Source organism: Pseudomonas sp. FGI182, from assembly GCF_000511325.1.
In the GTDB taxonomy this organism is placed as follows: domain Bacteria; phylum Pseudomonadota; class Gammaproteobacteria; order Pseudomonadales; family Pseudomonadaceae; genus Aquipseudomonas; species Aquipseudomonas putida_Z.
In genome coordinates, this window is record NZ_CP007012.1 from 4,386,055 (window position 1) to 4,398,747 (window position 12,693).

Genomic DNA, 12,693 nt, shown 5'->3' on the forward strand with positions numbered 1-12,693 from the left:
CCCGCCCCCACCTCACCAGCGAGATCACGCTTCATGAAAACCTCCTCCCCCGGGGCCATCCGCGAACTGCTGGGCCTGCTGAAACCCTACCGCCCGGCGGTAATCGTCTCGGTGCTGCTGGGCATGCTCGGCGGTCTGGCCGTGACCGCCCTGCTGGCCACCGTCAACCAGGGCCTGCATGCCGCTGACGGCATGAGCCAGGGCGTGATCCTGGCCTTCGCCGGCCTGTGCGTGCTGGCCCTGGTCAGCAGCGTGGCGGCCGACAGCGGCACCAACTACGTTGGGCAGAAAGTCATCGCCAGGCTGCGCAAGGACCTCGGCGCCAAGGTGCTGTCGGCGCCGATCGAGCAGATCGAGCGCTACCGCACCCACCGCCTGATCCCGGTGCTGACGCGCGACGTCGACACCATCAGCGACTTTGCCTTCGCCTTCGCCCCGCTGGCCATCTCGCTCACCACCGTGACTGGCTGCATGGCCTACCTGGCCTGGCTGTCGTGGCCGATCTTCCTCATCACCCTGGCGGCCATCGGCATTGGCAGTGGCATTCAATACGTGGCCAGGCAGAAAGGCGTGGCCGGCTTCAACGCCGCCCGCGATGCCGAAGACAACCTGCAGAAGCACTACTCGGCCATCGCCGAGGGCGCCAAGGAACTGCGCATCGACCGCCGCCGCCGCCACGCCATGCTGACCCGCAACATCCAGGGCACCGCCGACTTCATCGCCAACACCCATATCCGCGCCATCAACATCTTCGTCGCGGCCAAGAGCCTGGGGTCGATGCTGTTCTTCGTGGTCATCGGCCTGACCCTGGCCCTGCAATCGCTATGGCCGAGCAACGACCCGGCGGTGATGAGCGGCTTCGTGCTGGTGCTGCTGTACATGAAAGGCCCGCTGGAAACCTTGATCGGCAACCTGCCGATCCTCGGCCGCGCCCAGGTGGCGTTCCGCCGCATTGCCGACCTGTCCGAGCGCTTCTCCTCGCCCGAGCCGCACCTGCTGCTGGAGCCGCCGGTCAAGCGCGCCGCCCCGGCCAGCGCGCATCTGGAGCTGCACGACGTCGAGTACGCCTACCCGCCGGTGGACGGCAACGAGCCGTTCCGCGTCGGGCCGGTGAACCTGAGCATCGAACCGGGCGAGATCCTGTTCATCGTCGGCGAGAACGGCTGCGGCAAGACTTCGCTGATCAAGCTGCTGCTGGGCCTGTACACCCCGCAACGCGGCGAAGTGCGCCTGAACGGCAAGGCCGTCGGCCCGGAGGGGCTGGATGACTATCGCCAGCTGTTCACCACGGTATTCGCCGACTACTACCTGTTCGACGACCTGCCCGAGCATGAACACAGCCTGCCCAACGATGCCACACGCTACCTGGAGCGGCTGGAGATCGCCCACAAGGTGAGCGTGCGCGATGGTGCCTTTACCACCACCGACCTGTCGACCGGCCAGCGCAAGCGCCTGGCACTGGTCAATGCCTGGCTGGACGGGCGGCCAGTGCTGGTGTTCGACGAATGGGCGGCGGACCAGGACCCGACCTTCCGCCGGGTGTTCTACACCGAGCTGCTGCCGGACCTGAAGCGTTTGGGCAAGACCATCATCGTGATTTCGCATGATGACCGGTATTTCGATACGGCGGACAAGGTGGTGCACCTTAGCCGGGGGAAAGTGGTGGAGGCGTTGGAGCCGGCTTGAGGCAGCAAAGGGGGGCTGCGCGCCCCCTCATCAACCACAATCTATAATCGCTCTATAGTCTGTCTATAATTCCCTATAAACACCGCCCCTGCCAGATCTATAATGCCTCTATAATCAATCTATAATCGACTATAAATTGAAACGGAGGGGCCGAGATGCCTGAAACTGTCTATCACCGCCCGGCGCTTGCGTCCCGCCTGTCGAAATTGATCCTGCAAGTCGCCGTGGGCAGTGCAGCAAGCTCTGGTGTGTTTCTCGCTGCGCCACGACGTACCGGCAAATCCACCTTTGCCCGCGAAGACCTGCGCCCTGCCCTCGAAACAGCCGGGGCCATTGTGCTGTATGCCGATCTGTGGAAAGACCTGACCAAAGATCCCGGGCAAGTCATCGTAGAAGCGGTGCGTGAGGCGGTCGGGCGTAACGAAGGCTTCATCACGCGGCTGGCAAAGTCATCTGGCATGGAGAAGGTCTCTTTCGGCGGCCTGAACTTCAGCGTGGACAAGATCGGGCTGGGGCAAGATGTCGACCTGACCACCGCCCTGGTGGCGCTCTCCGATGAATCCCGCAAGATCATCGTACTGATCATCGACGAAGCACAGCATGCAATCACGACCGAGCAAGGAATAGCGGCGCTGTTCGCCCTCAAGGCAGCCAGAGACGAACTCAACAGTTCGAAGCACCATGGCTTGCGCATCGTCTGCACCGGTTCCAACCGGGACAAGCTGGCCATGCTGCGCAACAGCAAGGACCAGGCGTTCTTCGGCGCCTCCATGGTGCAGTTCCCGACGCTGGACCAGGACTTCATCGACTGGCTGTGCGCCAATATCGACCTGCCATGCGCACTCGATTCAACGGAGGTGTTTCAGCTCTTCAAGGAAAGCGGCTATCGCCCGGAGCTATTGGGTGCGGCCGCGGATGAAATCCGCTTCGACTTCGGCATTGAACCCGAGGCCATTCCGGCACGATTCAGAGAGCTTGTTCAGGCACAAGCCAATGACTTGAACGCAAACCTGAAAAAGGTGATCCACAGCCTCACACCTATCCAGGCTGCGGTTCTACGTGTCATGTGCGCAAAGGGGAACGACTACGCGCCGTTCGAGGCCCCGACCCTGGCACTGTACGCCAAAGCGATGGAACAGGCTGGCGTGGATGCGAGCGAAGTGAAGGCCGAGGTACCGGGGGTGCAGCAAGCGCTTATCGCCTTGCAGGACAAGAACCTGGTGTGGAAAGCATCGCGGGGGGTGTACGCGGTAGATGAACAGGTGATAGTCGATATCGTGCGAGCGGACGGTTTGCTGGAAGGTCTTGCCTGAGTGGTTTTCTGAGAGGACGCCGGGGGGCGCTTTGCGCCCCTATCGCGACACAAGGCCGCTCCTACAGGGGTACTCGATCACCTGTAGGAGCGGCCTTGTGTCGCGATGGGCTGCAAGGCAGCCCCAACAGGCAGAATCAGAACAACCAGTGATACAACAGGTACACCACCACCGCCGCCAGCACCGGCCGCAGCACCCGGTAGGCCTTGGGGTTGGCGCGCTTGAACTGCTTGACCTTGCTACTGATCCGGTTGCTGAAGCGCTTGCTCCAGGCGTAGGCCTGGTTGATCCCGCCCACACGCTCGTCGTCGGTGTTCTGCGGCGCGGTGGCACGGCCGAGGAAGGCGCTGACCTGGCGGTTGATGCGGGTCATCAGTGGGCTGCTCAGCGGGCGTTCGATGTCGCAGAACAGGATCACCCGGGTAATGTCGGTCTCGTTCTTGACCCAGTGCACGTAGGTTTCATCGAACATCACGTCCTCACCGTCACGCCAGGCATATTCCTCGCCATCGACGTAGATGCGGCAAGCATCGGAGTTGGGGGTGGACAGGCCCAGGTGGTAGCGCAGGGAACCGGCGAACGGGTCGCGGTGCGGGTTCAGGTGGCTGCCGCCGGGCAACAGGGCGAACATCGCACCCTTGACGTTGGGGATGCTGCTGACCAGCTCGACGGTACGCGGGCACAGGGTTTCGGCTGAAGGCAACGGTTTGTCGTACCACTTCAGGTAAAAGCGCTTCCAGCCTTTCTTGAAGAACGAACCGAAGCCTGCGTCGTTATCCTTCTCGGCGGCGCGGATGTAACCCTCGTCGAACAGGCGCATGGCCTCTTCGCGGATTTCCTGCCAGTTGTCCTTCAGCACGTCCAGCTCGGGGAAGCGCTGGCGGTCCAGGTAGGGCTTGGACGGTACGCCGGAAAACAGGTACATCAGGCTGTTATAAGGGGCGAACAACGCCGAATGGTTGACGAACTGGCGCAACACCGGCAAGCGAGCCTTGCCGCGCAGGTGCACGAACAGCACGCTGCCAAAAAACACCAGCAAGACACCCGCCTTGGCTGCAAAGGAAAAGGTCATGCTTTCACTCCTTGAGGAAGAAACAGGGCTGCGCGCCCTGCACTCCGATAAATCATCCTGCCATCATAAACTGATGCCGCCAGGGTAAAAACAGCCCGGGCAGCAACTCAATCATGAAGATTTTGCAATAAACCACGCTGGCGAGCATTGCTGCGGGTCAGCAGTAGGGCATGAAACCTGGGGGCGCCTTGCGCCCCGTTCGCGACACAAGGCCGCTCCTACAACAGGTCGCATTCCCTTGTAGGAGCGGCCTTGTGTCGCGATGGGCTGCAAAGCAGCCCCAGAACTTACTGCTGGTTTTCCTGCTCGCTGAACATGTCGCTGAACAGCATGCTCGACAGGTAGCGCTCGCCGGAGTCCGGCAGAATCACGACGATGGTCTTGCCCTGCATTTCCGGTTTTTCGGCCAGGCGCACGGCCGCTGCCATCGCCGCACCACAGGAAATGCCACAGAGGATGCCCTCTTCCTGCATCAGGCGGATGGCCATGGCCTTGGACTCTTCGTCGGTCACCGTTTCCACCTGGTCGACGATCGACAGGTCGAGGTTCTTCGGCACAAAGCCTGCGCCGATGCCCTGGATCTTGTGCGGGCTGGGCTTGAGCTCTTCGCCGGCCAGGGTCTGGCTGATCAGCGGCGATGCCACTGGTTCCACCGCCACCGACAGGATCGCCTTGCCCTGCGTATGCTTGATGTAGCGCGAAACACCGGTGATGGTGCCGCCGGTGCCGACGCCCGCCACCAGCACGTCGACCGCGCCGTCAGTGTCGTTCCAGATTTCCGGGCCGGTGGTTTTTTCGTGGATCGCCGGGTTGGCCGGGTTTTCGAACTGGCCCGGCAGGAAGTACTGGGCCGGGTCGGAGGCGACGATTTCGTTGGCCTTCTCGATGGCGCCCTTCATGCCCTTGGCCGGGTCGGTCAGCACCAGCTCGGCACCCAGCGCCTTCAACACCTTGCGGCGCTCCAGGCTCATGGAGGCGGGCATGGTCAGCATCAGCTTGTAGCCACGGGCGGCGGCGACGAAAGCCAGGCCGATGCCGGTGTTGCCCGAGGTGGGTTCGACGATGGTCATGCCCGGCTTGAGCTTGCCGCTGCTTTCGGCGTCCCAGACCATGTTCGCGCCGATGCGGCATTTGACCGAATAGCCCGGGTTACGCCCTTCGATCTTGGCCAGGATGGTCACGCCGCGCGGGGCAATGCGGTTGATCTGCACCAGCGGCGTGTTACCGATGGAATGGGCGTTGTCTGCAAAGATACGGCTCATGGCAGGGGTCCTTGGCATGAAAAAAAGCAGGGAAAGACCTCAAGGGTAAGCCCGGGCCGGTGGCCCGTAAAGCCTGTTCGAACTCCGTGGCAAAGCCTGCGGTCAACCAAACAAGCGTCTTTATGAGCCCACCTTGGAGAGCCTGCGATGAAAGGTCACTACCGCTGGCCGCTGGTCACCCTGGCCAGCCTGGTCGTGTTGCTGGTGGCCCTGCACCTGGCCCTGCCCTATCTGGTGCGGGACTACCTGAACGACAAACTTGCCGATATGGGCGACTACCGCGGCCAGGTGGCCGATGTGGACCTGGCCTGGTGGCGCGGTGCCTACAAGATAAACGGGCTGAAGATCGTCAAGACCAGCGGCAAGGTGCCAGTGCCGCTGCTGGATGCACCGCTGATCGACCTGTCGGTAAGCTGGCGTTCGCTGTGGTATGACAGGGCCGTGGTGGCCAAGGTGACCTTCGTGCGGCCCGAGCTGAACTTCGTCGACGGTGGCAGCAAGCAGGCATCGCAGACTGGCCAGGGCACCGACTGGCGTCAACAGCTGGAAAAACTGCTGCCGATCACCCTCAACGAGGTGCGTGTCGACAACGGGGTGCTTACCTTCCGCAACTTCAACTCCAAGCCACCGGTCAACCTCAAGGCCACCCAGCTGGACGCCAACATCCGCAACCTGACCAACGTACGCGACAAAAAGGGCCGGCGCGACGCCAGCCTGGATGCCAGCGCCCTGCTGCTGGGGGATGCCAAGGTGGAAAGCCGCGCCACCTTCGACCCGTTCAGCGATTTCGACGACTTCCAGTTCCGCCTGCGCGCCACGGGCATCGAGTTGCGCAAGCTCAATGACTTTTCCGGCGCCTACGGCAAGTTCGACTTCAATGCCGGGCACGGCGACCTGGTGATCGAGGCCCAGGCCGAAAATGGCCGGCTGACTGGCTATATCAAGCCGCTGCTGCGCGATGTGGACGTATTCAACTGGCACCAGGATGTGCAGGAAGAGGACAAAGGCTTTCTCCGCTCGGTGTGGGAAGCGCTGGTGGGTGCGACCCAGACCGTGCTGAAGAACCAGCCGAAAAACCAGTTTGCCACCCGGGTGGAGCTCAATGGCAGCGTGCGCAAGCAGGATATCAGCGCCTTCGAGGCGTTCTTGCAGATACTGCGCAACGGCTTTATCCGGGCGTTCAATGCGCAGTACGAGCAGCCGACGCCGAAGTCTGACTGAGCGGGCGTGACGGGGCATTCAGGGACTGAATACCTGGTCTGCGTTTCCAGTCGGCGAACCCCGCGTTATAGTCGGTGACAAATCGAAAACAGGTGTTGGGCCTCTTCGCGGGCACGCCCGCTCCCACAGGTACTCCACAGATCCATAAGTTTGTGCAATTCCTGTGGGAGCGGGCGTGCCCGCGAAGAGGCCCTGACAGGCATACGGCAGAGGACAGACCCATGAAGTTCGAAGGCACCCGCGACTACGTCGCCACAGACGACCTGAAACTGGCGGTAAACGCGGCCATCACCCTCGAACGCCCCTTGCTGGTCAAGGGCGAACCCGGCACCGGCAAGACCATGCTCGCCGAGCAGCTGGCAGCTTCGTTCGGTGCGCGCCTGATCACCTGGCACATCAAGTCCACCACCAAGGCCCACCAGGGCCTCTACGAGTACGACGCGGTCAGCCGCCTGCGTGACTCGCAGCTGGGCGTGGACAAAGTCCACGATGTGCGCAACTACCTGAAGAAGGGCAAGCTGTGGGAGGCCTTCGAGGCCGAGGAACGGGTCATCCTGCTGATCGACGAAATCGACAAGGCCGACATCGAGTTCCCCAACGACCTGCTGCAAGAACTCGACAAGATGGAGTTCTACGTCTACGAAATCGACGAGACCATCAAGGCCAGACAGCGCCCGATCATCATCATCACCTCCAACAACGAAAAAGAGCTGCCGGACGCCTTCCTGCGCCGCTGCTTCTTCCACTACATCGCCTTCCCCGACCGCACCACCCTGCAGCAGATCGTCGACGTGCACTACCCGAACATCAGCCAGTCGCTGGTCAGCGAGGCGCTGGACGTGTTCTTCGACGTGCGCAAGGTACCAGGCCTGAAGAAAAAGCCCTCCACCTCCGAACTGGTCGATTGGCTCAAGCTGCTGATGGCCGACAACATCGGTGAAGCGGTGCTGCGCGAACGCGACCCGACCAAGGCCATTCCACCGCTGGCCGGCGCGCTGGTGAAGAACGAGCAGGACGTACAACTGCTCGAGCGCCTGGCCTTCATGAGCCGGCGCGGCAACCGCTGACAGGAGCCGGGCCATGCTGCTCAACCTGTTCAATGAAATGCGCGCGGCCAAGGTGCCGGTGTCGGTACGCGAACTGCTCGACCTGCATCAGGCCCTGCAAAAGCGCGTGGTGTTCGCCGACATGGACGAGTTCTACTACCTCGCCCGCGCCATCCTGGTGAAGGACGAGCGCCACTTCGACAAGTTCGACCGCGCCTTCGCCGCCTACTTCAAAGGTCTGGAGAACCTGGACCGGCACATCGAAGCGTTGATCCCCGAAGACTGGCTGCGCAAGGAGTTCGAGCGTTCGCTGACCGATGAGGAGCGCGCGCAGATCCAGTCGCTGGGTGGCCTGGACAAGCTGATCGAGGAGTTCAAGAAGCGCCTCGAGGAGCAGAAGGAGCGTCACGCAGGCGGCAACAAGTGGATCGGCACCGGCGGCACCAGCCCGTTCGGTTCGGGCGGCTTCAACCCCGAGGGCATCCGCGTGGGCGAGGCCGGCAAGCGCCAGGGCAAGGCGGTGAAGGTGTGGGACCAGCGCGAATACAAGAACCTGGACGACCAGGTGGAGCTGGGCACGCGCAACATCAAGCTGGCCTTGCGCCGGCTGCGCAAGTTCGCCCGTGAAGGCGCCGCCGAAGAGCTGGACATCGACGGCACCATCGACCACACCGCGCGGGATGCCGGGCTGCTGAACATCCAGATGCGCCCCGAGCGGCGCAACACGGTGAAGCTGCTGTTGCTGTTCGACATCGGTGGCTCGATGGACGCCCACGTCAAGGTCTGCGAAGAACTGTTCTCGGCGTGCAAGACCGAGTTCAAGCACCTGGAGTACTACTACTTCCACAACTTCGTGTACGAGTCGGTGTGGAAGAACAACCTGCGCCGCACCTCGGAGCGCTATTCCACCTTCGACCTGTTGCACAAGTACGGCGATGACTACAAGGTTGTGTTCGTTGGCGATGCGGCCATGGCGCCCTACGAGATTACCCAGCCGGGTGGCAGCGTGGAGCACTGGAACGAAGAGGCCGGGTATGTGTGGATGCAGCGTTTCATGGAAAAATTCAGGAAGATCATCTGGATCAACCCGTACCCGAAGCAGGCCTGGGACTACACCGCATCGACCCACTTGGTGCGGGACTTGATCGAGGACAAGATGTACCCGCTGACCTTGCAGGGGTTGGAGGAAGGGATGCGCTATCTATCCAAGTAAGTATGGGGCCGCTTTGCGGCCCTATCGCGACACAAGGCCGCTCCTACAGGAGATCGCGTAACCTTGTAGGAGCGGCCTTGTGTCGCGATAGGGCTGCAAGGCAGCCCCAAAAATCTCAATGCCAACGCGCACCGTAAGCCTGCTGCTCCCGCCACGCCTCATCCTGCACCACCGCCCGGAACCGCACCACAGCCCCCGGCATGCACTGCGCCAGTTGCGCCAGCGCCAACGGCGTCAATGCCCCCAGCCGCGGATAGCCGCCAATGGTCTGCCGGTCATTGAGCAACACGATCGGCTGCCCATCCGGCGGCACCTGCACCGCCCCCAGCGGAATCCCCTCGGAAATCATCGGCGCGCCCTGGTAGACCAGCTGCGGCCCCAGCAGGCGGATGCCCATGCGGTCGGCACGGCTGTCCAGCGTCCACTCGCGGTTGAACGCCTCGAACAGGCTGGTACCGCTGAAGTCACCGATCTGTGCGCCGATCACCAGGTCAAGCACTGGCTTTTGTGCGTACTGTGGCCGCAGCGCTGCCGGTACCTTACGCAAGGCCGCTGAAGCGCTGGAAAATGCCAGCAGCTGGCCTTTGCCGAGCGCAGAGCCCTGGCCATCGATACCGCCCAGTTCCTCCCGCACGACCGTGGCACGGCTGCCCAGCACATCCTCGCCCAGGAAGCCGCCAGGTGCTGCCAGGTAGGCCCGCACGCCCTGCTTCGGCTGCTTCAGGGTCAACCGCTGCCCCTTGACCAACGCAAAGCTGCGCCAGGGCGCCAGCGGCTGATCATCGACCCGCGCATCCAGGTCGGCACCGGCCAGGGCCAGCACACAATCCTGCTCTGCGACCACACAGAAACCACCTAGCGCCACCTCGACCACCGGCGCCGCCAACGGGTTGCCCAGCAGCCAGTTGGCCCAGTGCATCGCCACCCAGTCCAGCGCCCCGCCCTGGGTCACGCCCAGGTGGCGTACGCCGAAGCGCCCGGCATCCTGCAACTGGCACAGCGGCGTACTGGCCTCGATCTTCAACTGCTTCATGCTTGTGCCTCCACATCACCGCCCAACGCCACGAACTCGCTGCGCGAAACCGGCACGAAGCGCACCCGGTCACCGGGTTGCAACAGGCTGTAGCCCTCGCGTTCACGGTCGAACAGGCGCACCGGGGTACGCCCGATCAGGTTCCAGCCCCCCGGCGATACCGCCGGATAGGCCGCCGTCTGGCGCTCGGCAATGCCGACGCTGCCGGCCGCCACGCGCTTGCGCGGGGTGCTAAGGCGCGGGCTGGCCAGGCGTTCGTCCACCAGGCCCATGAAGCCGAAACCGGGGGCGAAACCCAGGGCGAACACCGGGTACTCGCGCTCGCTGTGCAAGCGGATCACCTCTGCTTCACTCAAGCCACTGCGGGCCGCCAACACCGGCAGCTCCGGGCCGACGCTGGCGTCGTACCACACCGGGATCTCATGGCGGCGGCCACCGCTGCCCGTGTCTGGCTGCAAGCCTTCCAGCGCACGGATGATCAGTGCCCTCGCCTCACCCGGTGGCAGGTCGAACTGCACCATCAGCGTGGTGTAGGACGGCACCAGGTCCAGCAAGTGCTCGCCGAACGCCGCACGCAAGCGCTGGCTGGCAGCAAGCATCCACGGCATGTTGCCCTCGTCGATGGAATCGAACAGGCGCACCATCAGGCTGTCGATGGCCACAACTTCAATACGCGGCTTCATCGCGACTCCAGGGCATCGAGGGCCTGGCGAATCTGCCGCACTGCCGCAACCGAACTGTCGTTGTCGCCGTGTACGCACAGGGTGCTGGCCACCAGCCTCAACGCACTGCCATCGTCCGCCACCAGCGTGTCGCCACGGGCCAGGCGCACGGCCTGCTCCACCACTAGCGCCGGGTCGTGGTGCACCGCGCCGGGCAGGCGCCGCGACACCAGGTGCCCACTGGCGGTGTAGGCGCGGTCGGCGAATGCTTCGAACCACAGCGGCACGCCAATTTCATCGCCCAGGGCCTGGGCGGCGCGGTTGTCGGCGGTAGCCATCAGCATCAGCGGCAGGCCGCCGCCATAGGCCGCCACAGCCTCCAGTACGGTACGCAGCTTGAGCGGGTCGGCCATCATGTCGTTGTACAGCGCACCATGGGGTTTCACGTAGGCCACGCGGCCGCCCAACACTTTGCAGATGCCGTCCAGCGCACCGATCTGGTAATGCAGCAGGTCGCGGATTTCCTCCGGGCTGCAGGCCATGGAACGGCGGCCGAAGCCGACCAGGTCCGGGTAGGCCGGGTGCGCGCCGATGGTCACGCCGTGCTCCAGCGCCAGGGCCACGGTGCGGCGCATGATGCTGGGGTCGCCGGCGTGGTAGCCGCAGGCGATGTTGGCGCAATCGATGTAGGGCATGACTTCGGCATCCAGGCCCATGCGCCAGCTGCCGAAACTCTCGCCCATGTCGCAATTGAGTAGCAGGCGTTCCACCGCACGGCCTCCGTTGTCGTTGTTCATATGCCTACCTTAACGCGCCTGCAGCTGTTTGCCGCGGGTTTCCGGCAGGCTCAGCGCCGCCACGATCACCACCCCGTAGGACACGGCGGAGAACACGCCGATACCCAGGCCCAGCGGTACCTTCTGGCCGAGCACGCCGATCAGCAGCGGGAACAGTGCCGCGATGACCTTGCCGATGTTGTAGCAGAAGCCCTGCCCCGAACCGCGGATACGCGTGGGGAACAGTTCGGTGAGGAACGCGCCCATGCCGCTGAAGATGCCCGAGGCGAAGAAGCCCAGCGGGAAGCCCAGCCACAGCATCACGCCGTCGCTGACCTGCATTTGCGTGTACAGCAGCACGATGACGAACGAGCCCACGGCGAACAGGATGAAGTTCTTCTTGCGCCCCAGCAGGTCGGACAGGTACGCACTGACCACATAGCCGACGTAGGAGCCGACGATCACCATGGCCAGGTAGCCACCGGTACCCAGCACGCTCAGGCCGCGCTCGTTCTTGAGGAAGGTCGGCAGCCACGAGGTAATGGCGTAGTAGCCGCCCAGTGCGCCGGTGGTCAGCAGGGACGCACGCACGGTGGTCCAGAGCATGCCCGGGGCGAAGATTTCGTAGAACTGCGCAGGTGCCTCGGCGTTTTCCACCGCCTTGGCCTCGCGGTATACCTCGGGGTCCTTGACCAGGCGGCGGACGAAGATCACGAAGATCGCCGGTACCAGGCCCAGCAGGAACAGCGCGCGCCAGGCCTGCTCGGCCGGCAGCCAGGAGAACAGCAGCGCGTAGAGGATGGCGGTGAGGCCCCAGCCAAGCGCCCAGCCGGACTGCACCATGCCCACCGCCTTGCCACGGTCCTGGGCGCGGATCACCTCGCCGATCAGCACCGCGCCGGCGGTCCACTCACCGCCAAAGCCGAAGCCCATCAGGGTACGGGCGATCAGCAGCTGTTCGTAGTTCTGGGCGAAGCCGCAGAGGAAGGTGAAGAAGGCAAACCACAGCACCGTCAGTTGCAGGGTGCGCACGCGGCCAATGCGGTCGGAGAGAATGCCGGCCACCCAGCCACCCACGGCCGAGGCGATCAAGGTGCTGGTGTGGATCAACCCGGCTTCGGTGGTGGTGATGCCCCACAGCATGATCAGCGTCGGAATGACGAAGCTGAGCATCTGTGTGTCCATGCCATCCAGGCCATAGCCGATCTTGCAGCTCCAGAACGTCCGGCGCTGCTGTGAGTCGATGTCGCGATACCAGGCGAAAGGCCCGGACGAAGATGGGGAGCTGACCTGCTGCTGCACGCCGGTGGGGTTCATGCTTGCCTCGGCTTGTTGGTATTGTTTTATGGGCGACAATGAGTCGCGGCCTGGCTGCCATTGTTCAGACGCCGCGCCATTTGCGTCCAACG

Annotated in this window: 11 protein-coding genes; 5 read left to right on the forward strand and 6 right to left on the reverse strand. The window is 63.4% G+C overall.

The window, feature by feature from the left end; genetic code table 11:
* Positions 1-33: 33 nt before the first annotated feature.
* Together C163_RS19245 and C163_RS19250 are read left to right on the forward strand one after the other, a co-directional pair.
* Positions 34-1,686: a cyclic peptide export ABC transporter gene (locus C163_RS19245; protein ID WP_025340202.1), complete on the forward strand. Its 1,653-nt coding sequence runs from the start codon at positions 34-36 to the stop codon at positions 1,684-1,686.
* A gap of 155 nt (positions 1,687-1,841) precedes the next feature.
* Positions 1,842-2,999: an ATPase gene (locus C163_RS19250; RefSeq protein ID WP_025340203.1), complete on the forward strand. Its 1,158-nt coding sequence runs from the start codon at positions 1,842-1,844 to the stop codon at positions 2,997-2,999.
* A 136-nt stretch (positions 3,000-3,135) separates the two neighbouring features.
* Here C163_RS19250 and C163_RS19255 read toward each other — a convergent pair whose 3' ends face one another.
* A complete protein-coding gene (locus C163_RS19255; protein WP_025340204.1) occupies positions 3,136-4,071 on the reverse strand; it encodes an aspartyl/asparaginyl beta-hydroxylase domain-containing protein in 936 nt (311 codons plus the stop codon).
* Between the two features lie 287 nt (positions 4,072-4,358).
* Positions 4,359-5,333, reverse strand: a complete 975-nt coding sequence (gene cysK, locus C163_RS19260; RefSeq protein ID WP_013973746.1) for a cysteine synthase A — start codon at positions 5,331-5,333, stop codon at positions 4,359-4,361.
* Positions 5,334-5,480: 147 nt separating this feature from the next.
* Here cysK and C163_RS19265 point away from each other — a divergent pair, with 147 nt between their 5' ends.
* The 3 genes from C163_RS19265 (at position 5,481) to C163_RS19275 (ending at position 8,813) form a co-directional block, all read left to right on the forward strand.
* Positions 5,481-6,554, forward strand: coding sequence for a DUF748 domain-containing protein (locus tag C163_RS19265; RefSeq protein ID WP_025340205.1), 1,074 nt, complete (start codon positions 5,481-5,483; stop codon positions 6,552-6,554).
* Positions 6,555-6,775: 221 nt separating this feature from the next.
* Positions 6,776-7,621: a MoxR family ATPase gene (locus tag C163_RS19270; RefSeq protein ID WP_013973748.1), complete on the forward strand. Its 846-nt coding sequence runs from the start codon at positions 6,776-6,778 to the stop codon at positions 7,619-7,621.
* Positions 7,622-7,634: 13 nt separating this feature from the next.
* Complete coding sequence (locus tag C163_RS19275; RefSeq protein ID WP_013973749.1) at positions 7,635-8,813, forward strand: VWA domain-containing protein; 1,179 nt, start codon at positions 7,635-7,637, stop codon at positions 8,811-8,813.
* A gap of 115 nt (positions 8,814-8,928) precedes the next feature.
* Here C163_RS19275 and C163_RS19280 read toward each other — a convergent pair whose 3' ends face one another.
* Genes C163_RS19280 through C163_RS19295 form a run of 4 tightly spaced genes read right to left on the reverse strand, consistent with a single transcriptional unit; the run spans position 8,929 to position 12,601 of the window.
* Entirely contained in the window at positions 8,929-9,846 is a 918-nt protein-coding gene (locus tag C163_RS19280) for a biotin-dependent carboxyltransferase family protein (RefSeq protein WP_025340206.1), read from the reverse strand.
* A complete protein-coding gene (pxpB, locus tag C163_RS19285; RefSeq protein ID WP_025340207.1) occupies positions 9,843-10,529 on the reverse strand; it encodes a 5-oxoprolinase subunit PxpB in 687 nt (228 codons plus the stop codon). Before pxpB ends, C163_RS19280 begins: the two co-directional genes overlap by 4 nt.
* Positions 10,526-11,305: a 5-oxoprolinase subunit PxpA gene (locus C163_RS19290; protein WP_025340208.1), complete on the reverse strand. Its 780-nt coding sequence runs from the start codon at positions 11,303-11,305 to the stop codon at positions 10,526-10,528. The genes pxpB and C163_RS19290 overlap by 4 nt, the downstream gene beginning before the upstream one ends.
* Before the next feature lie 9 nt (positions 11,306-11,314).
* Positions 11,315-12,601 carry an MFS transporter gene (locus C163_RS19295; protein WP_013973753.1) on the reverse strand — a complete coding sequence of 429 codons (1,287 nt, stop codon included), beginning with the start codon at positions 12,599-12,601 and terminating at the stop codon, positions 11,315-11,317.
* Positions 12,602-12,693 lie beyond the last annotated feature (92 nt).

Bases quoted from the DNA above. Each gene is read 5' to 3' on its own strand.
- C163_RS19275 (WP_013973749.1), top strand. From the start codon at position 7,635: ATGCTGCTCAACCTGTTCAATGAAATGCGCGCGGCCAAGGTGCCGGTG.
- C163_RS19245 (WP_025340202.1), top strand. From the start codon at position 34: ATGAAAACCTCCTCCCCCGGGGCCATCCGCGAACTGCTGGGCCTGCTG.
- C163_RS19280 (WP_025340206.1), bottom strand. From the start codon at position 9,846: ATGAAGCAGTTGAAGATCGAGGCCAGTACGCCGCTGTGCCAGTTGCAG.
- C163_RS19290 (WP_025340208.1), bottom strand. From the start codon at position 11,305: ATGAACAACGACAACGGAGGCCGTGCGGTGGAACGCCTGCTACTCAAT.
- C163_RS19255 (WP_025340204.1), bottom strand. From the start codon at position 4,071: ATGACCTTTTCCTTTGCAGCCAAGGCGGGTGTCTTGCTGGTGTTTTTT.
- C163_RS19295 (WP_013973753.1), bottom strand. From the start codon at position 12,601: ATGAACCCCACCGGCGTGCAGCAGCAGGTCAGCTCCCCATCTTCGTCC.
- cysK (WP_013973746.1), bottom strand. From the start codon at position 5,333: ATGAGCCGTATCTTTGCAGACAACGCCCATTCCATCGGTAACACGCCG.
- pxpB (WP_025340207.1), bottom strand. From the start codon at position 10,529: ATGAAGCCGCGTATTGAAGTTGTGGCCATCGACAGCCTGATGGTGCGC.
- C163_RS19265 (WP_025340205.1), top strand. From the start codon at position 5,481: ATGAAAGGTCACTACCGCTGGCCGCTGGTCACCCTGGCCAGCCTGGTC.
- C163_RS19250 (WP_025340203.1), top strand. From the start codon at position 1,842: ATGCCTGAAACTGTCTATCACCGCCCGGCGCTTGCGTCCCGCCTGTCG.
- C163_RS19270 (WP_013973748.1), top strand. From the start codon at position 6,776: ATGAAGTTCGAAGGCACCCGCGACTACGTCGCCACAGACGACCTGAAA.